We start from the raw sequence: 19923 nt of genomic DNA, 5'->3' as shown, positions 1-19923 counted from the left end.
CCGGCGGCCGGGCGCACCGCCCGGATTTCGTCCTAAAGCGTGAAGCCTTCGCCGAGGTAGAGGCGGCGCACGTCGGGGTTTTCGACGATCTCGGAGGGCAGGCCGTGGGTCAGAACCTGCCCGGCATGGATGATGTAGGCGCGCTCGACCAGGCCGAGCGTCTCGCGCACATTGTGGTCGGTGATGAGAACGCCGATGCCGCGCGAGGTCAAATGGCGCACGAGCTGCTGGATATCGGAGACGGCGATGGGGTCGACGCCGGCGAAAGGTTCGTCGAGCAGCATGAAATTGGGGTTCGAGGCCAGCGCGCGCGCGATTTCCAGGCGTCGCCGCTCGCCGCCCGAAAGCGATATCGAGGGCGCCTTGCGCAGGTGCGAGATATGGAACTCCTCGAGCAATTCGTCGAGCCGGCGTTCGCGCTCCTTGCGGTTGCGCTCGGTGACCTCCAGGATGGCGCGGATGTTGTTCTCGACCGAAAGCCCGCGGAAGATCGAGGCTTCCTGCGGCAGATAGCCGATGCCGAGCCGCGCGCGGCGATACATCGGCATGGAGGTCACGTCGTAGCCGTCGATCTCGATCGTGCCGTGGTCGACCGGCACCAAGCCGGTGACCATGTAGAAGCAGGTTGTCTTGCCGGCGCCGTTCGGGCCGAGCAGGCCGACGGCCTCGCCCGCGCGCACGCCGAAGGAGACGCCGCTGACGACCTGCCGCCCCTTGTAGCTCTTGGTGAGGCCGCGCGCGATCATCGTTCCCTTGAAGCGGGTACGATCCTTCTCGTCGACGGGCGTGGCGGATTTGCGGGAAAACGGTTCCGCCAGCTTGGAGATGAAGGAGGCTGACACTAGCGGTCCTGCTGCGATCCGGGCTTGAGGAGCATCTTGACGCGACCGCTGCCGCCGCTCGCCTGGCCGCATCCGTCGAGCTGCGCCTGTCCCGTCGCCATCTGAACGGTCAGCTTGCAACCCACGATGACATTGTCGCCCTCGGAAAGCACCACTTCCTTGCCGGAAAGCACCAGCACTTCCGATTTCATGTCGAAGCTGCCCTGATCGCCGGTGGCGACCTGGGTCTCCGACTTCACATAGACCTTGCCCTCGACCTCGAGGCGCTCGATATTCGCCGAGCCGGTGGTGGCCGAGCCGCCGTCATTGGCGTAGTGCACGGTCATCTTGCCCGATTTGAGCAGCGTCGGTCCCTGCACGACCGAGACATTGCCGGTGAATATGGCGATGCTCTCGTTCTCGCGCACCTCCAGCCGGTCGCTCTCGATCTGGATCGGCTTGTCGCCGTCGAGCTTGAGGCCGCTGAGGCGGCCTTCCTGGCTCGTCTGCGCGAATGCAACCGTCGTCGCGAGCGCGATGACAGCCATCGCCCCCGCCAGCACCCCTCCGTTAGTTCTCATTCGCATTTCCCTCTGTGGCGCGCGCCGCCGTCTGCAGTTTGTTGCCGTCGATTTCCATGCGCACGCGTTGCTCGAAGATCAGCACTTTGCCCCGATTCGTGATCTCCATGGAATCGGCATCGATCCGTGTTCCTTCAAGATCGATGCGGACGGGCTTGTCGGTCTTGAGGTCCCCGGCGGCGATGTCCACCGTGGCTGAATTCAACGCGGCCGAGATGCCGTTGTCGGTCACGACGGTCATCTCGCTCGTTATGTCCAGCGTGTTGGCGTTGCGGTCATAGGTGCCCCGGCTCGCCTTCACCGTCGCCCAGTCGCTGTCGTTGAGCGGCAGCTTCGCGTCGATCCCTTCCAGGTCGATGCTGCCGCCGCTGCCGATGTCCTGAATGGCGCGGTCGGCGGTCATCGTATAGGCGCGGTCGTCCCTGGTGAAGCCGTCGAGCTTCGGGTTCGCCATCACGAGCCGCCCGTTCTCGATCGCCGTGCCGGTGAGATCGACGCTCACGCCGGCGGGGGTCGCGAAATAGGATTTCGCCAGGAAGGCGACGGCCAGCACCGTCGCCGCCACCGGGAGCATGAGCTTCAGCGCGCGCACGCGGCCGGAATGGCGCCGCGCGCGGGCGAATGCATCCCTTATGCCGCTGTCCTCGGCCGCGCTCGCGGGCGCCCGGGTCGGGTCGCTTGTGTCCTGGACTGCCGATCTGGTCATCTTTTCGCTTGTTCCATCGCCCGGCAACCGTCCCGCACCCTCATCCGTCCGGCATTTCCAGGCCGGATCGCAGGTTGAGTCGTGGTTCGAGTTAGGCTTCCGGAGCCGTTGTTTCACGCATTTGGCCCATGCTGGGCCGGACTTACACCGCAATATGGTTATTTTTCGATAAAATAGCAGCCCTGCAACCGGAAGAACATCAAACATTCGTTTTGCCGGCATGCCCTACCCCGGCGGAAAAGCGGCTGGGCCCTTCTATCGGCGCGCACTATGCTCTAAAACGCCCCGACGAACATTGACGAGGCGCATCATGGCCGTGAGAGCCGACGATATCATCGACCGCAGGCGCCTGAGGCGCAAACTGACGTTCTGGCGGATCGTCACCTTCCTCCTGCTGGCGCTGGCCGTCTTCGGGTTTTCCTACTGGCTCTTTCCCGAACGGGTGGGCGGCGCGGGCGCCGACCACATCGCCAAGGTGAAGATCGAGGGGACGATCACCGAGGACGAGGAACTGCTCAAGCGGCTCGACCGCATCGGCAAGTCCGCCTTGGTGAAGGGCGTCATACTGTCGATCGATTCGCCCGGCGGCACGACCGCCGGCGGCGAGGCGATCTTCGAGGCGGTGCGCAAGCTCGCCGAGGAGAAACCCGTCGTCGCGCAGGTCGGCACGCTCGCCGCCTCCGCCGGCTACATGATCGCCAGCGCGGCCGACCATATCGTCGCCCGCCAATCCTCCATCGTCGGCTCGATCGGCGTGCTGGTGCAGTTTCCCGACATCACCGGCCTGATGGAAAAGATCGGCGTCAAGCTGGAGGGAGTCAAATCCTCGCCGCTCAAGGCCGAGCCTTCGCCCTTCTCTCCGACGACGGAAGAGGAGCGCGCCATGCTGCGCGCGCTCGTCATGGACAGCTACGACTGGTTCGTCGGCCTCGTCGAGGATCGCCGTCCGCTGTCCCGCGCCGAGGTGCTGGCCGTGGCCGACGGCTCGATCTACACCGGCCGCCAGGCACTGGAGAAGAAGCTGGTGGATTCGCTCGGCGGCGAGCAGCAGGCGGTCGACTGGCTGGCCACCAAGGGCGTGGACGCCAAATTGAGCGTGGTGGAATGGAAGTCGACGGATCGTGGCGGCTTTTTCAGCCCGCTCTCGGCGTCCGGCATCGTCGCGGCGTTGTTCGGCCTCGGCCAGCAGGGCGAGGGCCTGGTCAAGCGCCTCGGCGGCGAGAGCATGTTTCTTGACGGCTTGCTGTCGCTCTGGCAACCTGATCCGGCTGCTTTGAAGAACTGAAAAAACAAATAAAATCACAATTCTAAGCGAAACGGGAAGTGTCAGGCAGGGAACCAGGCCATGATCAAGTCAGAACTCGTGCAGACCATCGCCAATCGAAATCCGCACCTATTTCTGCGCGACGTCGAGAACATCGTGAACGCGATCTTCGACGAGATCACCGATGCGCTGGCCGAGGGCAACCGTGTCGAACTGCGCGGCTTCGGCGCCTTTTCGGTGAAGAACCGGCCCGCACGCGTCGGCCGCAACCCCCGCACCGGCGAATCGGTGGAGGTGGAGGAGAAGTGGGTTCCCTTCTTCAAGACGGGCAAGGACCTGCGCGAACGCCTGAACTCCGAAAAATGACGAAGTGCGGGACGGGACGTTCCCGCGCCGGAACATGACATGCTGAACAGATTCCTGACCATCGTGGTGCTGATACCGCTCGCAATCGTCCTGATCGCGCTGGCGGTGGCCAATCGCGCTTCCGTGCCGTTCACGCTCGATCCGTTCAATCCGGGCAATCCCGGACTGACGGTCAATCTTCCGCTGTTCATCTATATTTTCGCCGCCCTGGCGCTCGGCGTCCTCATCGGCAGTTTCGTGACCTGGTACAAGCAGGGCCGCTATCGCAAGCTGGCGCGCCGGCGCCAGGACGACATCCCGCCGCCCCAGCCCGCCAGGCAGGGGCCGAGCCAGCCGGCGCTGCCGCGTTCCGGCACCTGAACCGATCGCCTGATTTCCGGAGGAAACGACATGCTGATGATAACGGCCGGCGAGGTCGACCGCTGCCTTACACATTCGGGGCTCGTGGAAACGCTGCGGGAAGCCTTCCGCAACGGGGCGGTCCAGCCGGTGCGGCACCATCATACGATCGAGCGTCCGGACGGCGCCGCGTCGACCCTGCTCCTGATGCCGGCCTGGAACGACCTCGATGCCGCCGGCACGTCCGACGACAGCCATATCGGCGTCAAGATCGTCACCGTCTCGCCTGACAACAACGCCGTCGGCAAGCCGGCCGTGATGGGCCTCTATCTGTTGATGGACGGCAAGACGGGCGAGCCGCAGGCCCTGATTGACGGGCAGCGCATCACGCAATGGCGCACCGCCTGCGCCTCGGCGCTCGCGGCGAGCTATCTCGCCCGCGAGGACGCCTCCAGGCTGCTGGTGGTCGGCGCCGGCGCGCTGTGCCCGTTCCTGGCGCGGGCGCATTCGGCCGTGCGGCCGGTCCGCGAGATCAGGATATGGAACCGCACGCCGGCCAATGCCGAGAAAGCGGCGGCGGAACTGCGCGCCGAAGGCCTAGACGCCGTCGTGGTCTCCGATCTCGACGCCTCGCTCGGCTGGGCCGACATCGTTTCGGCCGCGACGATTTCCACCGACCCCCTCGTCAAGGGCACGCTGCTCAGGCCCGGAACCCATGTCGATCTCGTCGGCGCCTTCACGCCGACGATGCGCGAGAGCGACGACGAGGCGATCCGGCGTGCCCGCGTCTTCGTCGACACCCGCGCGGGCGCGACAAAGGAAGCGGGCGACATCGTCCAGGCGGTGAAGTCCGGCGCCCTGAAGGAGGCGGATATCGTCGCCGACCTGTTCGAATTGACGCGCGGCGAGAAGGCGGGCCGCGAAAGCGCGGACGAGATCACGCTCTTCAAGTCGGTGGGTGCCGCGCTCGAGGACCTGGCGGCCGGAATCGCGGTTTACCGAGCGTCGCGCGGCTGACGCCTCGCGATGGTGCGCGGGCGCGCGTCACTTCGCTCGGTTGCGAAGCCGGTGCCCCTGTGTCAAAAGCAGCGCGAAACCGCCTGCGGAGACGTCTTTCCTTGAAACCCCCGCGTGACAAGCGCCGCGACCGCCGCCCGCAGAAAGCCGCGCAGGCCCGGCATGCGCGGCCGGAGGCCGCCGCTCCCCGTCCAAAACCGTCTCAACCCGAGGCCGAGCCGCAGGCACGCCGCGTGCTCGCCCGCCGACCCGGCGCGCTGCCGGCGGAACGCCTGCCGCTGATCCTCGAGGTCGAGCCGAACGCGGACTACGCGCTGCTTGATTCCGGCAACGGCCGCAAACTCGAGCAATACGGCCCCTATCGCATCGAAAGGCCCGAGGGCCAGGCGATCTGGCAACCGGCGCTGGGCGAGGCGGAATGGGCGCGCGCCGACGCGATCTTCACCGGCGACACCGACGAGGAGGGTATGGGCCGCTGGCGCTTCCCGAGGGAACCGCTCGGCGAGACGTGGCCGATGAAGCATGACGGCATCGATTATCTCGGCCGCTTCACCTCCTTCCGCCATGTCGGCGTCTTTCCCGAGCAGGGCTCGCATTGGAGCCACATGGAGGGTCTGATCCGCGGCGCGAGGCGGCCGGTGAAGGTGCTCAACCTCTTCGGCTATACCGGGGTCGCCTCGCTGGTGGCGGCGCGCGCCGGTGCCGAGGTCACCCATGTCGACGCTTCCAGGAAGGCGATCGGCTGGGCGCGCGAGAACCAGGAGCTCGCCCGCCTGCAGGACAAGCCGATCCGCTGGATCTGCGAGGACGCGATGAAATTCGTCGAGCGGGAAGAGCGGCGCGGCAATCGGTACGACATCATCCTGTTCGATCCGCCGGCCTATGGGCGCGGGCCGAAAGGCGAGGTCTGGCAGCTCTTCGACGACCTGCCGGCGATGGCCGACATCTGCCGCTCGATCCTGACGCCGAAGCCGCTCGCCGTGGTGCTGACCGCCTATTCGATCCGCGCCTCCTTCTTCGCCATCCACGCCCTGATGCGCGACACGTTCGCCGGCATGGGCGGAAGGGTCGAATCTGGCGAGCTGATCATCCGCGAGAAATCGGCCGGCCGCGCGCTCTCCACCTCGCTCTTCTCGCGCTGGGTGGCGGCATGAGGGCTGCGATCTTCATATTTACGCGAGAGCCGGGGCATTTACCCCCACCCCCAACCCCTCCCCACAGGGGGGAGGGGGATTTTCGACCGCCGCGCTCTTCCTCCCCAGTAGCGAGCGCAGGCAGATCCCCCTCCCCCCTGTGGGGAGGGGTTGGGGGTGGGGGTATGCCTGTAGCGCCGCTCACCGGCAGATGCTTCCGGAGGAGCGTCGCATGAGCAATCGCGAGCACCGGGCGCCGGGACAGGTGAAGGAAGTCACCAGTCTTTCCAACCCGATCGTCAAGGAGATCAAGGCGCTGGCGCTGAAGAAATTCCGCGACCAGCAGAACGCCTTCATGGCCGAGGGGCTGAAACTCGTGATCGACGCGCTCGACATGGGCTGGACGATCAGGACGCTGGTCTTCGCCAAGGCCGGACGCGGCAATCCGGCCGTCGAGAAGGCGGCCGCGCGCACGGTCGCGGCGGGCGGGCTGGTGCTGGAGGTCAGCGAGAAGGTGCTGACGGCGATCACTAGGCGCGACAATCCGCAGATGGTGGTCGGCGTCTTCCAGCAGCGCTGGCTGCCGCTGAAGGAGATCAGGCCCGCCGGCCGCGACGTCTGGGTGGCGCTCGACCGGGTGCGCGATCCCGGCAATCTCGGCACCATCATCCGCACGGTCGACGCGGTGGGCGCGAAGGGCGTGATCCTCGTCGGCGAGGCGACCGATCCGTTCTCGCTGGAGACGGTACGCGCCACCATGGGCTCGGTGTTTTCCGTTCCGGTCGCCAGGGCCAATCTCGAAGCCTTCCTCGCCTGGCGCAGGGACACGCCGGCGCAATTCGTCGGCACGCATCTCAAGGGATCGGTCGATTACCGCACGGTCGATTATGCGCGCCGGCCCGTCGTACTGGTGATGGGCAACGAGCAGCAGGGTCTTCCCGACGCGCTGGCCGAGGCCTGCGACGACGTGATCCGGATCCCGCAGGCCGGCAGGGCGGATTCGCTGAACCTCGCGGTCGCGACCGGCGTCGCGCTTTATGAAATACGCAGGAACGCCCTGCCGACGATCGGAAAGGACGGCAATTGACGCTGAAATCGCTTGGCATATATGGCGGGATCGTCGCGCTCGCCGTGCTGCTCGACCAGTGGATCAAATATCTGGTCGAGACCAGCCTCGACATGCACGTCCAGGTCGACGTGATCCCGACGCTGGCGCTCTATCGCACGCACAATACCGGCATCGCATTCTCGATGCTTTCCGATCTCGGCAGCGTCGGCCTCATCGTCATCACCTTCGCCGTCATCGCTCTCGTCGGCTACATCGCCTGGCGCACCGGCGCCAGCCAGCGGCTCGCGCGCCTCGGCTTCGCGCTGATCATCGGCGGCGCGATCGGCAATCTGATCGATCGCGTCTGGCACGGCTATGTCATCGACTACGTGCTGTTTCACCTGCCGAGCTGGTCCTTTGCGATCTTCAATCTCGCGGACGCCTTTATTTCCGTGGGTGCCGCGCTGGTCGTGCTGGAGGAGGTGCTGAACTGGCGGCGCGAACGCGCGAAGGACGCCTCGTAGCTTCTGTCACGCGGCTCGGCCGGTTGACCTGCCGCCGCCGCCGCCGCAAAGTCTCGCGCATGAATACCAGCTTAGGGAGCACTCGATGTCGGACAGGTTCAAGGCCATTCTCGTTTCACGCGACGAAGACAAGAAGCAGTCGGTCGACATCGTCGAACTGTCCGAGAACGACCTGATGGACGGCGACGTGACCGTCGCCGTCGAGGCCACCACCGTCAACTACAAGGACGGGCTGGCGATCACCGGCGCGGCTCCCGTCATAAGGCGCTGGCCGCTGGTTCCCGGCATCGATCTCGCGGGCACCGTCGTTTCGTCGGAAAACTCCGCCTGGAAGGCCGGCGGCAAGGTCATTCTCAACGGCTGGGGCGTGGGCGAGACCCATTATGGCGCCTATGCCGGCCGCGCGCGCGTCAAGGGCGACTGGCTGGTGGCGCTGCCCGCCGGGCTCACCGCGCGCGACGCGATGGCCGTCGGCACGGCGGGCTATACGGCGATGCTCTGCGTCATGGCATTGGAACGCCACGGCATCACTCCCGCGCGCGGCCCGGTCGTGGTGACGGGTGCCGCCGGCGGCGTCGGCTCGGTGGCGATCTCCATCCTTTCCAAGCTCGGCTATCATGTGATCGCCTCGACCGGGCGGCCGGACCAGGCGCAATATCTGAAGGAATTGGGTGCCGCCGACATCATCGAGCGTCAGGAACTCGAAGCTCCCGCCAAACCGCTGGGCAAGGAGCGCTGGGCGGGCGGCGTCGACGCGGTCGGCAGCCACACGCTCGCCAACGTGCTTTCCATGACCGCCTATGGCGGCGCGGTCGCCGCCTGCGGGCTGGCGGGCGGCATGGATTTGCCGACGAGCGTCGCGCCCTTCATCCTGCGCGGCGTCTCGCTGCTCGGTATCGATTCGGTGATGGCGCCGAAGGAGATCCGCACCGAAGCGTGGCGGCGAATCGCCGAGGACCTCGATATGGCCAAGCTCGCCGCCCTTTCCACGACGATAGGCTTCGACGGCATCGTCGATGCCGCGCGCGACATCGTGGAAGGCAAGATCAGGGGCCGCGTCGTCGTCGAGATGTAGGGGCGAGGGGTTTTTCCACCGATCGCTAAAATTCGACCGATCGGCCCAAAGCTTCCCTAATCCTTCACCGCTATGGTTCGCCGACAATGACGGCGGACCTCGAAAAGATCGAACACAGGCCTGAAGGCGTTTCCGGCGCGGAGGAAATTCCGGGCGCGCCCGGCCGCATACGCATCTCGCCGCCGCCGCTCGCCCCCGAGGCGCCCGGTTCGAAACCACCCCTGCTGCTCAATGGCCTGGTCGTCGCGCTGCTGACGCTTGCCGGCGTCTCCTACGTGACCGGAAGCGCGCCGATCGTGACCGGCGCGCTGGTGGTGCTCGGCCTTGCCGGTCTTTTCATCATCATACGCCATGCGAACGGCGAGATGCGTCTCGCGTCGCTTCTCGACGAGAACGCCGCCCGCAGCCGCGAGGAAATCGAGACGCTCGCCGACCGCATGTGGGAATTGCAGGAGAGCGAGGAGCGTTTCCGCGGCCTCATAGACGCGCTGGGCGACGTCGTCGTCCACCGCGACCGCAGCGGTCGCATCGTCTATGCCAACCGGGTCTTCGCCGATCTTCTCGGCTGCGAGCCGAAGGCGCTTTCCGGCAGGAAGCTCCTGGAGCTCGGCATCGATGTCGGCGTCGTGCCGGACACGGCTTTTTCCGAGGGCGAATGCCTGTCTTCGACCGATGTCGCGATCCGCGTCGACGGCGGGGTCAAATGGTTCTCCTGGATCGAGCTTTCGGTGCGCGACAAGGTGAGCGACGCGGTCTCGCACCGGGCGATCGCCCGCGACATCACCGCGCGCAAGCGCGCCGAGACCGCGCTGATCGCCGCGCGCGAGCGTGCCGAATCCGCCAATCAGGCGAAATCGCGCTTCCTGGCGACCGTCAGCCACGAGATCCGCACGCCGATGAACGGCATCATGGGCATGGCGAAGCTGCTTGCCGACACGAAACTGTCGCCCGAGCAGCAGACCTATGTCGGCGCCGTCTCCGTCTCGGCGAGCGCCCTGCTGGCGCTGATCGAGGATCTGCTCGACTATTCGAAGATCGAGGTCGGCCGGTTCGAACTCGAGCCGCAGCAGGTCGCGCCGCATGCGATCGTCGAGAATGTCGTCGAGCTGCTGGCGCCGCGCGCCTACGGCAAGGATATCGGGCTCGGCTGCCATGTCGCGCCCGACGTGCCCGCGATGATCGTCACCGATCCGGGCCGGCTGCGGCAGGTGCTGCTCAACGTGGTCGGCAACGCGGTCAAGTTCACCGAAACCGGCGGCGTGCTGGTGAGCGTGACGATGCGCGCCGGCTCGCGTTTGCGGTTCGCGGTGTCGGACACCGGACCGGGGCTGAAGCAGCAGGATCTGGCGCGCATCTTCGAGGAGTTCGAGCAGGCCGACGGAACCTCGACGCGGCGCCATGGCGGCGCAGGGCTGGGCCTTGCTATCTCCCATCGCATCGTCGATGCGATGGGTGGCACGATCGAGGTTTCCTCGCGCGAAGGGGCGGGCGCCGAATTCGTCGTCGAGATACCCGCCAGCGAGGCGGTCGGGCCGGCGATGGATCTCGGCAACGCGCTTGCCGGATGCCGCGCGCTGATCCTGTCCTGCAACCTGATGGAGGCCGAAGCGATCGCGCGCACCATCGCCGCCCATGGCGGCGAGGCAGATATCGCCCGCACGGTCGAGGAGGCGGCAAGTGCTGCTTCCGGCGATCCGCATCGATACGGCTTCGCGCTCATCGACGCGGCGATGGAGCGTGTCGACGGCCGCCTGCTCGGGCGGCTGAGGGCCGCCGGCGTCCAGGTCCGCGAGGCGGTAACGCTGATCGCGCCGACGGACCGCGGCCATCTCGCGGAATACCGCGCCAATGGCTACAACACCTTTCTGGCGCGCCCGGTGCGCGGCGAGACCTTGCTGCGTGTGATGCTGGCAAACCATATGTCGCCCTCGGGCCATGCGGTCGTGCCCGGCAAATCCGCCGACGCGCCGCGGCGCGGCGCGGTGACGTTCAGCATCCTGCTCGCCGAGGACAACGAGATCAACGCGCTCCTGGCGCGGTCGGCGCTCAAGAAAGCCGGCCACGAGGTCGGTCTCGTCAGCAACGGCCGCGCCGCCGTCGAGGCGTTGACCGGCGAGGGCGGGGCGCACAGATACGATCTCGTGCTCATGGACCTGCATATGCCGGTGATGGACGGGCTGGACGCCATCGCCCATATCCGCAAGTTCGAGGAGGCGAAGGGCCTTTCGCCGGTGCCGATCCTCGTTCTCAGCGCCGATAGCCAGGAAAAGACCCGCCACGGCGTGCTGGCGCATGGCGCCAGCGGCTTCGTCACCAAGCCGGTCGATCCGCAGGCCCTGATAGAGGCGGTGGAGAATCACATCGCGATCTGAAGTTTGCCGGCTTTCGGCTTTCCGGCCTGCGTTCCGTGACATGCGACTTTCGTCATAGTATTGTTGCAACTCCCGCGTATTGAATCGCCAGAATTGGAACATGCCCATGTCCGGAGACGACACGATGCGCAACTGTGCGACGTTCGAACATGCTTCCTCTCCGTCCGCGATCGACGCTCCGTCGCGGGGAGCGCTTCTGAATGCCGGGCCCGCGCCCGGCGAGCCGCTCGGCCGCATCGGCTCGCTGGAAGTGCGGCTGGCGCTCGGACCGTCCGAGATCGCCGCCGCGCAGGAGGTGCGGTTCCGCGTGTTCCATGAGGAACTCGGAGCGACGGGGACGGCCGCCGACACGCGCGAACGCCGCGACGCCGATCGTTTCGACGACGTCTGCGACCATCTGCTGGTGCTCGACCATGCGATCGAGGGACCGGCGCATCGCCGCATCGTGGGCACCTACCGGCTTCTCCGCCAGGAGGCCGCGCGCGACGCCGGTGGGTTCTATTCCAGCGACGAGTTCGAGCTCGAGGGCCTGGTGGCGCGCCATCCGCGCCTGCGCTTCCTGGAGCTCGGCCGCTCCTGCGTGCTGCCGGCCTACCGCTCGAAGCGCACCATCGAGCTTCTGTGGCAGGGAATCTGGGCCTATGTCCGCCGCCACGGCATCGACGTCATGACCGGTTGCGCGTCCTTCCACGGCACCATTCCCGCCGCGCATGCGGAGGCTCTGTCCTTCCTCGCCCAGAACTGCCGTGCCGAGGGCGAATGGGCGGCCAGGGCGGTCGCGGCGCGCCACCATCCGATGGACCTGATGCCGTCGGAGGCGGTGAATGCGCGCGCCGCGCTCGCCGCCATGCCGCCGCTCATCAAGGGCTATCTGCGGCTCGGCGCGAAGATCGGCGACGGCTGCGTCGTGGATCACGATTTCGGCACCACCGACGTGTTGATCGTCCTGCCGGTAAAGACCATCTCGTCGCGCTACATCGCCTATTACGGCGCCGAGGCCGATCGCTTCGCCGCCTGACCGGCGAAAACGACGAAATCAGGCCGAAATCCGCGCGATCCAGGCGCGGATGTCGGCTGGTGCCTCGACCCAGCCCGATGCGGCGGTCGGACCTGCCGGCTCTCCAACCCGCACCGCCCGCCCGCCGAGGCCGTTCGCGGCCTCGAACATCGTCTCGTCGGTGACGTCGTCGCCCACCGCCAGCGGGTGACGGCCGCGGAAGGGTGGCTTTGCCATGAAGTTCCTGAGGGCGTCGCCCTTGTCGCGGCCGCGCGGCCGCAGCTCGACGACGCATTTGCCCGTCTGAAGCGTCCAGCCGTCGCCGGCGAGCCGGGCGGCCTCGGCCATCAACTCGCCGACGTCGCGCTCCCGCTCGGGCGCCAGGCGATAGTGAGCCGCAAATGCGGCGCCCTTGTCCTCGAAGATCACGCCCGCCGAGCCGGAGACGGCACTTTTCACCTTCTCCCGCGCGCGCTCGAAGGCCTCGTTTACTTTCGGACGTTGGATGTTTCCCTCATTGTCGCGCAGTTCGGCGCCGTGCAGGCCGGAAACGAAGGCACGGTTGCCGGGAAAGAGCCGGTCGACCAGATCGACGGGCCGCCCGGTGATCAGCGCGAGCGCGCCCGAAAGCTTGTCGGAAAGGCGGCCGAGCGCTTCGGGCAGGCCGGGCTCCACGGCGACGGCGTCCGGCGCCGACGCGATGTCGAGCAGCGTTCCGTCGATGTCGAGGAACAGCGCGACGCCGTCGAGATGTTCGGGAAGAGGATCATTTTGCCGGGTTTTTGCGGCATCTGGTCTGGTCTGGTCGGCAGGCATGGTTCCGAGGCTATTGGGTGACGTCCGTTTCGGCAAGCATGCGCCTGCCGACGGTTGCCAACCCCTTGCCGCATGTTTCGGTTCCGGATCGCGACCGCTTTCCGGGTTTTCGATCCGCCTGCCGAGACGCGGCGTCCGGCAAACCTCGGCTACCGCCCGCGAACTAGCTCCCGGCGGTGTAGGCCGCGATCGCCGCCATGTTGACGATGTCGGAATCCTTGGCGTTGAGCGAGACGATCTGCACCGGCTTGTTGAGGCCGACGAGCAGCGGGCCGATCACCGTCGAGCCACCCAGCTCCTGCAGCATCTTTGTCGAGATGGAGGCGGAGTGGAAGGCCGGCATGACGAGCACGTTCGCGGCTCCGGAAAGCCGGCAGAACGGATATTGCTGCTGCATCAGGCGGTAGTTGAGCGCCACGTCGGCGGCCATCTCGCCGTCATACTCGAAATCGACGCGACGCTTGTCGAGGATCTTGACCGCTTCCTGGACGCGCTCGGAACGTTCGCCCTGCGGATGGCCGAAGGTGGAATAGGCGAGCATGGCGACGCGCGGCTCGTAGCCCATGCGCCGGGCGAAGCCGGCGGCCTCCTCGGCGATGTCGGCGATCTGCTCGGCATTGGGCATGTCGTGCACCGCCGTGTCGGCGACGATCACCGTGCGGCCGCGGCAGAGCGCGATCGAGACGCCGATCACCCGGTGGCCGGGCTTCGCGTCGATAACGCGGCGCACGTCCTCCAGAACCGTCGAATAGTTGCGCGTCACGCCGCTGACGACCGCGTCGGCGTCGCCAAGCGCCACCATGCAGGCGGCGAAATGGTTGCGGTCGTTGTTGATCAGGCGCTGGCAGTCGCGGAAGAGATAGCCCTTGCGCTGCATCCGCTCGTAGAGGTGGTCGGCATAGACGCCGTTGCGGCGCGACAGACGGGCATTGATGATCTCGAGCCCCTGCTTGTTGAGGTCGATACCGGCATTGCGCGCGTTCTCCTTGATGACGTCGTCGCGTCCGAGCAGGATGGCGGTGCCGAGCTTCTGATTGGCGTAGGAGACGGCGGCGCGCATGACCTGCTCCTCCTCGCCCTCGGCGAAGACGACGCGTTTGGGCTGGCGCCGCACCCGGTCGTAGATGCGCTGCAGCGTCGAGGCGATCGGGTCGCGGCGGGCGGAAAGTTCCTGCCTGTATTTTTCGAGGTCGAGGATCGGCCTTCCGGCGACGCCCGAATCCATCGCCGCGCGCGCGACGGCGGCCGGAATGGCCGAGATCAGGCGCGGGTCGAACGGCACCGGGATGATGTAGTTGGGGCCGAATTTCGGGCGGTTGCCCTGATAGGCGGCGGCGACGTCGTCCGGCACGTCCTCGCGGGCGAGCTCCGCGAGCGCCTGTGCCGCGGCCACCTTCATCGCGTCGTTGATCGTGGTCGCGCGCACGTCGAGCGCGCCGCGGAAGATATAGGGGAAGCCGAGCACGTTGTTGACCTGGTTCGGATAGTCCGAACGGCCGGTCGCCATGATCGCGTCGGTGCGGATATCGGCCACTTCCTCCGGCGTGATCTCCGGATCGGGATTGGCCATGGCGAAGATGATCGGGTTCTTCGCCATCGACTGCACCATCGCCGGCGTCAGCGCGCCCTTGGCCGAAAGGCCGAAGAAGATGTCGGCGCCGTCGAGGGCGTCGGCCAGCGTGCGCTTGTCGGTCTTGACCGCATGCGCCGACTTCCACTGGTTCATGCCCTCGGTGCGGCCCTGATAGACCACGCCCTTGGTGTCGCACAGGACGACGTTCTCCGGCGAGAAGCCCATCGACTTGACGAGCTCGATGCAGGCGATGCCGGCCGCGCCCGCGCCGTTGCAGACGAGCTTGGCGGTGGCCATGTCGCGGCCGGTCAGGTGCAGCGCGTTGATCAGGCCGGCGACGGCGATGATGGCGGTGCCGTGCTGGTCGTCATGGAAGACCGGGATGTCCATAAGCTCGCGCAGGCGCTGCTCGATGATGAAGCATTCCGGCGCCTTGATGTCCTCCAGATTGATGCCGCCGAAGGAAGGCCCGAGGAAGCGCACGCAGTTGATGAATTCGTCGGCGTCCTCGGTGTCGACCTCGAGGTCGATGGAATCGACGTCGGCGAAGCGCTTGAACAGCACCGACTTGCCCTCCATCACCGGCTTGGAGGCGAGCGCACCGAGATTGCCGAGGCCGAGAATCGCCGTGCCGTTGGAGATCACGGCCACCATGTTGCCGCGGGTCGTGTAGTCGAAGGCGCGCGAGGGATCCTCCGCGATCGCCTTGACCGGCACCGCGACGCCCGGCGAATAGGCGAGCGACAGGTCGCGCTGGGTTGCCATCGGCTTGGTCGGCGTGATCTCGAGCTTTCCCGGCCGGCCGGCGGCGTGGAAATCGAGCGCTTCCTGCTGGCTGACGGAGGGGCCGGCCTGCTCGGCCTTGTTCTTGGCGGGCATGATGTTCATTGTTTCCTTCCCAGGGGCGCTACTTCTTGTGGAGTGTCGCAGCGTGTTCCGGAATAAGGCTACACTTGTCGGCTGTAAATCGCCAAGCAGGTAAGACATCCCTTTTTTGCCGCGCATTCGTTCCGATCAGAAGGACCGCATGAACCAGGAAACGCCCATCCGCCGTGAAAGCGCAGTGCCGACCGCCGCCGGCGCGACGCCGATGATGGAGCAATTCATCGAGATCAAGAGCGCGAACCCGGATTCGCTGCTCTTTTATCGCATGGGCGATTTCTACGAACTGTTCTTTCACGACGCTGAGATCGCCTCGCGCGCGCTCGGCATCACGCTGACCAAGCGCGGCAAGCATCAGGGCGAGGACATTCCGATGTGCGGCGTGCCGGTTCACGCCGCCGACGATTATCTGCAGAAGCTGATCGCCCAGGGCCATCGCGTGGCCGTCTGCGAACAGGTCGAGGATCCGGCCGAGGCGAGGAAGCGCGGCTCGAAATCCGTCGTCCGGCGCGACGTGGTGCGCCTCGTCACGCCCGGCACGATCACCGAGGAGAAGCTGCTCGCGCCGTCGGAAGCCAATTTCCTGATGTCGCTTGGGCGGGTGAAGGGCGGCGCCGACAACGCCTATGCGCTCGCCTGGATCGACATATCCACCGGCACGTTCCGCGTCGCCGAATCCTCGGCGGACCGGCTTCTCGCCGACGTTCTCCGCGTCGACCCGCGCGAGCTGATCCTCGCCGATCCGGTCTATCACGATCCCGAACTGCGCGGCGTGTTCGACGTGCTCGGCCGCGTCGCCAACCCGCAGCCGGCGACGCTCTTCGATTCGGCCTCGGCGGCCGGCCGCGTCGCCCGCTTCTTCGACGTGGCGACGCCCGACAGTTTCGGCACCTTCTCGCGCGCCGAGCTTTCGGCGATCGCGGGCGCCGTTGCCTATGTCGAGAAGACGCAGATATCGGAACGCCCGCCGCTCGCTCGCCCCGAGCGCGAGGAAAACGGGGCGAGCCTCTTCATCGATCCCGCCACCCGCGCCAATCTCGAACTGGTGCGCACGCTTTCGGGCAATCGCGACGGCTCGCTCCTGAAGGCGATCGACCGCACTGTCACGGGCGGCGGCGCGCGACTGCTCGCCGAGCGGTTGACAGCGCCGCTCACCGATCCGGCGGCGATCAATCGCAGGCTCGATTCGGTTTCCTTTCTCATCGTCGAAACGCGGCTCGGCGAAGCGCTGCGCGAGGTGCTCAAGGGCGCGCCCGACATGCCGCGCGCCTTGTCGCGGCTGGCGCTCAACCGCGGCGGTCCGCGCGATCTCGGCGCCCTGCGCGGCGGGCTGGAGGCGGCCCGCCTCGCCGGCGAGGCGCTTGCCGGCGCAATGCTGCCGGAGGATTTGAAGGCGGCCTGCGAGACGATCGCGGCGCTTCCATCGAGCCTCGCCGATCACCTCCACCGGGCGCTCGACGACGAACTGCCGCTGTTGAAGCGCGACGGCGGCTTCGTGCGCGCCGGCTATCACGGCGAGCTCGACGAGATGCGGGCGCTGCGCGACCAGTCGCGCCGGGTGATCGCGGCGATGGAACGCGACCTCGTCGAGGAGACCGGCATCCGCTCGCTCAAGATCAGGCACAACAACGTGCTCGGCTATTATATCGAGGTGACGGCGAACCATGCCGAGGTGATGACCGGCTCGGACGCGGCCAAGGCGCGCTTCATCCATCGCCAGACCATGGCGAACGCCATGCGCTTCACCACGACCGAGCTGGCCGGGCTGGAGACCAAGATCGCCAATGCGGCCGACCGGGCGCTGACGATCGAGCTCGGCATCTTCGAGAAGCTGGTGGCCGAGACCGTCTCGCATGCGGACGCGATAAGGGCGGGCGCGGCCGCGCTGGCCGAGTTCGACGTCTCCTCCGCGCTCGCCATATTGGCGGCGCAGGAGAATTACTGCCGGCCGGAGATGGACGACGGCCTCGCCTTCCGCATCGAGGGCGGTCGCCACCCGGTGGTCGAGCAGGCCCTGCGCCGCCAGCTCGCCGATCCCTTCGTGGCGAATGATTGCGATCTCTCGCCGGAAGAGAGCGGCAGGTACGGCGCGATCTGGCTGCTCACCGGGCCGAACATGGGCGGCAAGTCGACCTTCCTGCGCCAGAACGCGCTGATCGCGATCCTCGCGCAGATGGGCTCCTTCGTGCCGGCGCGCGAGGCACATATCGGCGTCGTCGACCGGCTCTTCTCGCGTGTCGGCGCCTCCGACGATCTTGCCCGCGGGCGCTCGACCTTCATGGTGGAGATGGTGGAGACAGCCGCGATCCTCAACCAGGCCGGCCTGCGCTCGCTGGTCATCCTCGACGAGATCGGCCGCGGCACGGCGACCTTCGACGGGCTGTCGATCGCGTGGGCGGCCGTCGAATACCTCCACGAGAAGAATTGCTGCCGCGCGATCTTCGCCACCCATTTCCACGAGATGACGGCGCTGGCCGAGAAGCTTTCCCGTCTCCACAACGTCACCATGAAGGTGAAGGAGTGGGAGGGCGACGTGGTCTTCCTGCACGAGGTCGGCAAGGGCGCGGCCGACCGCTCCTACGGCGTGCAGGTGGCGCGTCTCGCGGGTCTGCCGGAAGCGGTGGTGGAACGCGCCCGCGAGGTGCTCCACCGGCTCGAGGAGGGCGAGACCAGCGGCAAGGCGGAACGGCTGGTCGACGACCTGCCGCTGTTTTCGGCGACCGTGAGGAAGGAACAGCCGGCACCGGCGAGGGACGATGCGGTGGCGCAGGCGCTCGCCGCGCTCAATCTCGACGAGATGACGCCACGCGAGGCGTTGGAAACCCTTTACCGGATGCGGGAATTGGCTCAAAAATCGCCGTGAGCCGTGGGCAACCGCGTGTCTGGACAGGCGAGGAGGACGGAGACGCGATGCAGAAATTCTACGATGGAGCCGCTCAGGTCTATTTCATTGTCGCCACGCTGCTGTTCGTGGTGATCGCCGCCCTGCTTCTGGTCAGCGCGATCTGGCAGATCGCCACCAATCTGACCTCGCCCGACCTGGTCAACGTCACGCTGGACAGCATCGGCCTGCTGATCATCGGCTTTGCCGTGGTGGAGACGGCCAAGTTCATCGCGGAGGAGGAGATATTCCGCGACAGCGAGCTGCGCTCGTCGATGGAATCGCGACGTTCCATCACCAAGTTCACCACGATCATCGTCATCGCCATGAGCCTCGAAGCGCTGGTGATGGTGTTCAAGACCCACCAGACCAGCGTCGAGCAGGCGATCTACCCGGCCTTGCTCTTCGTCGCCGCCATGTTCGCCCTGGTGGCGCTCGGCGCCTATCAATGGCTTTCGAGCCGTATCCAGCCGCCGACGCAGGAGGAAAAGCGCGAGGCGCAGCCGAAGAAGAAATGACCCGGACGGGCCGTTTCAGTCCGGATTCTCGTGAAAGGCATCGCCCCAGCCGAGCCGCCGCGCGGTCTTGAAGGCCGCTCCCTGACGGCGCGTGAAGAGTTCGTCTCCTGACGTGCCATCGCCGCGGCAGAGCTTCAGCCGCACCGCGCCGCTCGCCGCGCGCGGTGATGCCAGCACGCGGGCGTGCGGGCTTTCGAGCGGATGGCGACACGCGGCGAGATAGATGAACTTCTCGTCCTCGAACGGCACCTCGCCGCCCTTGGCGCGCCGGTGCAGCCGGGAGCGGGCCACGCGCTGAGCGAAATGGCACCAGTCGGGCGCCTTGAGCGGGCAGGGCGCGTGATGCGGGCAGGGCGCGGCGATGGCGGCGCCGGCGGCAAGAAGACGGTCACGGGCGGCGATTATGCGCTGCCAGCCGGCCGGCGTGCCCGGCTCGACGATGACGAGCGTGTCCGCCGTCAGCGACCACAGCCTGTCGACCAGCCTGTCGCGAACCGGCGGCGCAAGCTCGTCGAGCACGTAGCAAAGCGTCACCAATTCGGCGGCGTCGATGTCCTCGAGGCCGCCCTCGACGTCGAGCGAGCGCCAGGAAATCGGGGCGCGCGCGGCTTGCGCGAGCCCTTCGCCGGCCTTGCGCATGGCGCCGCTTGCCTCGATGAGCGTGGCGCTTTCGACGTCCGGCCATTCGTCCGAGACGGCCCAGAACGCCGTGCCGGGCCCGGCGCCGACGTCGAGCAGGCTTGCGGGCGAGAAGCCGGGCCGCATCTCGGCGAATTCGGCGAGGCTGCGGCGCACCGCCGCATAGGTCGCCGGCAAACGGGTCGCGAGATAGGCCCTGGCGGCGAGATCGTCGCCGACATGCAGGCGCCCGTCGCGGGTCTCGGCGCGGTAGCGGCGCGACAGGAGATCGGCGGCGCGGCGCAGATCCGGAAGCGGCGTGCCTTCCAGCGCCTGCTCGACGGCCTGGCGAAGCGCTGCGGGAAGCTCCATCTTGTTACTTGTCCTGCGGT

Annotated in this window: 18 protein-coding genes; 12 read left to right on the top strand and 6 right to left on the bottom strand. The window is 66.9% G+C overall.

Annotation, left to right across the window (positions count from 1 at the left end):
* Positions 1-32 precede the first annotated feature (32 nt).
* The 3 genes from lptB to lptC form a co-directional block, all read right to left on the bottom strand.
* Complete coding sequence (gene lptB / locus XW59_RS01375; RefSeq protein WP_246665982.1) at positions 33-746, bottom strand: LPS export ABC transporter ATP-binding protein; 714 nt, start codon at positions 744-746, stop codon at positions 33-35.
* Positions 747-841: 95 nt separating this feature from the next.
* Positions 842-1408 carry an LptA/OstA family protein gene (locus XW59_RS01370; RefSeq protein WP_047146981.1) on the bottom strand — a complete coding sequence of 189 codons (567 nt, stop codon included), beginning with the start codon at positions 1406-1408 and terminating at the stop codon, positions 842-844.
* Positions 1392-2108, bottom strand: coding sequence for an LPS export ABC transporter periplasmic protein LptC (gene lptC / locus XW59_RS01365; RefSeq protein ID WP_047147202.1), 717 nt, complete (start codon positions 2106-2108; stop codon positions 1392-1394). The genes XW59_RS01370 and lptC overlap by 17 nt, the downstream gene beginning before the upstream one ends.
* A 310-nt stretch (positions 2109-2418) precedes the next feature.
* Between lptC and sppA the strand changes: the two genes are divergently transcribed.
* The 10 genes from sppA (at position 2419) to XW59_RS01315 (ending at position 12264) form a co-directional block, all read left to right on the top strand.
* A complete protein-coding gene (gene sppA, locus XW59_RS01360) occupies positions 2419-3393 on the top strand; it encodes a signal peptide peptidase SppA (protein WP_047146982.1) in 975 nt (324 codons plus the stop codon).
* Between the two features lie 60 nt (positions 3394-3453).
* Positions 3454-3738 carry an integration host factor subunit beta gene (locus XW59_RS01355; protein ID WP_047146983.1) on the top strand — a complete coding sequence of 95 codons (285 nt, stop codon included), beginning with the start codon at positions 3454-3456 and terminating at the stop codon, positions 3736-3738.
* A 39-nt stretch (positions 3739-3777) separates the two neighbouring features.
* Positions 3778-4098 carry a LapA family protein gene (locus tag XW59_RS01350; RefSeq protein WP_047146984.1) on the top strand — a complete coding sequence of 107 codons (321 nt, stop codon included), beginning with the start codon at positions 3778-3780 and terminating at the stop codon, positions 4096-4098.
* Between the two features lie 30 nt (positions 4099-4128).
* Entirely contained in the window at positions 4129-5094 is a 966-nt protein-coding gene (locus XW59_RS01345) for an ornithine cyclodeaminase family protein (protein ID WP_047146985.1), read from the top strand.
* A 101-nt stretch (positions 5095-5195) separates the two neighbouring features.
* Positions 5196-6248: a class I SAM-dependent rRNA methyltransferase gene (locus XW59_RS01340; protein WP_047146986.1), complete on the top strand. Its 1053-nt coding sequence runs from the start codon at positions 5196-5198 to the stop codon at positions 6246-6248.
* 211 nt (positions 6249-6459) lie between these two features.
* Positions 6460-7314 (top strand): RNA methyltransferase, encoded by an 855-nt coding sequence (locus XW59_RS01335; RefSeq protein ID WP_047147203.1) that lies wholly within the window; start codon positions 6460-6462, stop codon positions 7312-7314.
* Positions 7311-7799: a signal peptidase II gene (lspA, locus tag XW59_RS01330; RefSeq protein ID WP_136068345.1), complete on the top strand. Its 489-nt coding sequence runs from the start codon at positions 7311-7313 to the stop codon at positions 7797-7799. Before XW59_RS01335 ends, lspA begins: the two co-directional genes overlap by 4 nt.
* 85 nt (positions 7800-7884) lie before the next feature.
* Positions 7885-8874: an MDR family oxidoreductase gene (locus XW59_RS01325; RefSeq protein ID WP_047146987.1), complete on the top strand. Its 990-nt coding sequence runs from the start codon at positions 7885-7887 to the stop codon at positions 8872-8874.
* 86 nt (positions 8875-8960) lie between these two features.
* Positions 8961-11246, top strand: a complete 2286-nt coding sequence (locus XW59_RS01320; RefSeq protein ID WP_047146988.1) for an ATP-binding protein — start codon at positions 8961-8963, stop codon at positions 11244-11246.
* A 106-nt stretch (positions 11247-11352) separates the two neighbouring features.
* Complete coding sequence (locus XW59_RS01315; RefSeq protein WP_246665972.1) at positions 11353-12264, top strand: GNAT family N-acetyltransferase; 912 nt, start codon at positions 11353-11355, stop codon at positions 12262-12264.
* 18 nt (positions 12265-12282) lie between these two features.
* On the opposite strand, the gene otsB is transcribed toward XW59_RS01315, so the two are convergent.
* Both otsB and XW59_RS01305 read right to left on the bottom strand, forming a co-directional pair.
* Entirely contained in the window at positions 12283-13059 is a 777-nt protein-coding gene (gene otsB, locus XW59_RS01310; RefSeq protein ID WP_137326958.1) for a trehalose-phosphatase, read from the bottom strand.
* Between the two features lie 163 nt (positions 13060-13222).
* Positions 13223-15511: an NADP-dependent malic enzyme gene (locus XW59_RS01305; protein WP_047146990.1), complete on the bottom strand. Its 2289-nt coding sequence runs from the start codon at positions 15509-15511 to the stop codon at positions 13223-13225.
* 148 nt (positions 15512-15659) lie between these two features.
* On the opposite strand from XW59_RS01305, the gene mutS reads away from it, so the two are divergent.
* The gene (mutS, locus tag XW59_RS01300) at positions 15660-18377 is read left to right on the top strand and encodes a DNA mismatch repair protein MutS (protein ID WP_047147206.1); all 2718 of its coding nucleotides are present in this window, start codon (positions 15660-15662) and stop codon (positions 18375-18377) included.
* A 47-nt stretch (positions 18378-18424) separates the two neighbouring features.
* Positions 18425-18913: a hypothetical protein gene (locus tag XW59_RS01295; protein ID WP_047147207.1), complete on the top strand. Its 489-nt coding sequence runs from the start codon at positions 18425-18427 to the stop codon at positions 18911-18913.
* Positions 18914-18928: 15 nt separating this feature from the next.
* On the opposite strand, the gene XW59_RS01290 is transcribed toward XW59_RS01295, so the two are convergent.
* Positions 18929-19903, bottom strand: a complete 975-nt coding sequence (locus tag XW59_RS01290; RefSeq protein WP_047146991.1) for a small ribosomal subunit Rsm22 family protein — start codon at positions 19901-19903, stop codon at positions 18929-18931.
* Positions 19904-19923 lie beyond the last annotated feature (20 nt).

Origin of the sequence: Aquamicrobium sp. LC103 (genome assembly GCF_001014615.2) — a bacterium.
Classification (GTDB): Bacteria; Pseudomonadota; Alphaproteobacteria; order Rhizobiales; family Rhizobiaceae; genus LBCQ02.
Note: the sequence above shows the minus strand (reverse complement) of the source record. Positions and strands in the feature narration are given on the sequence as shown.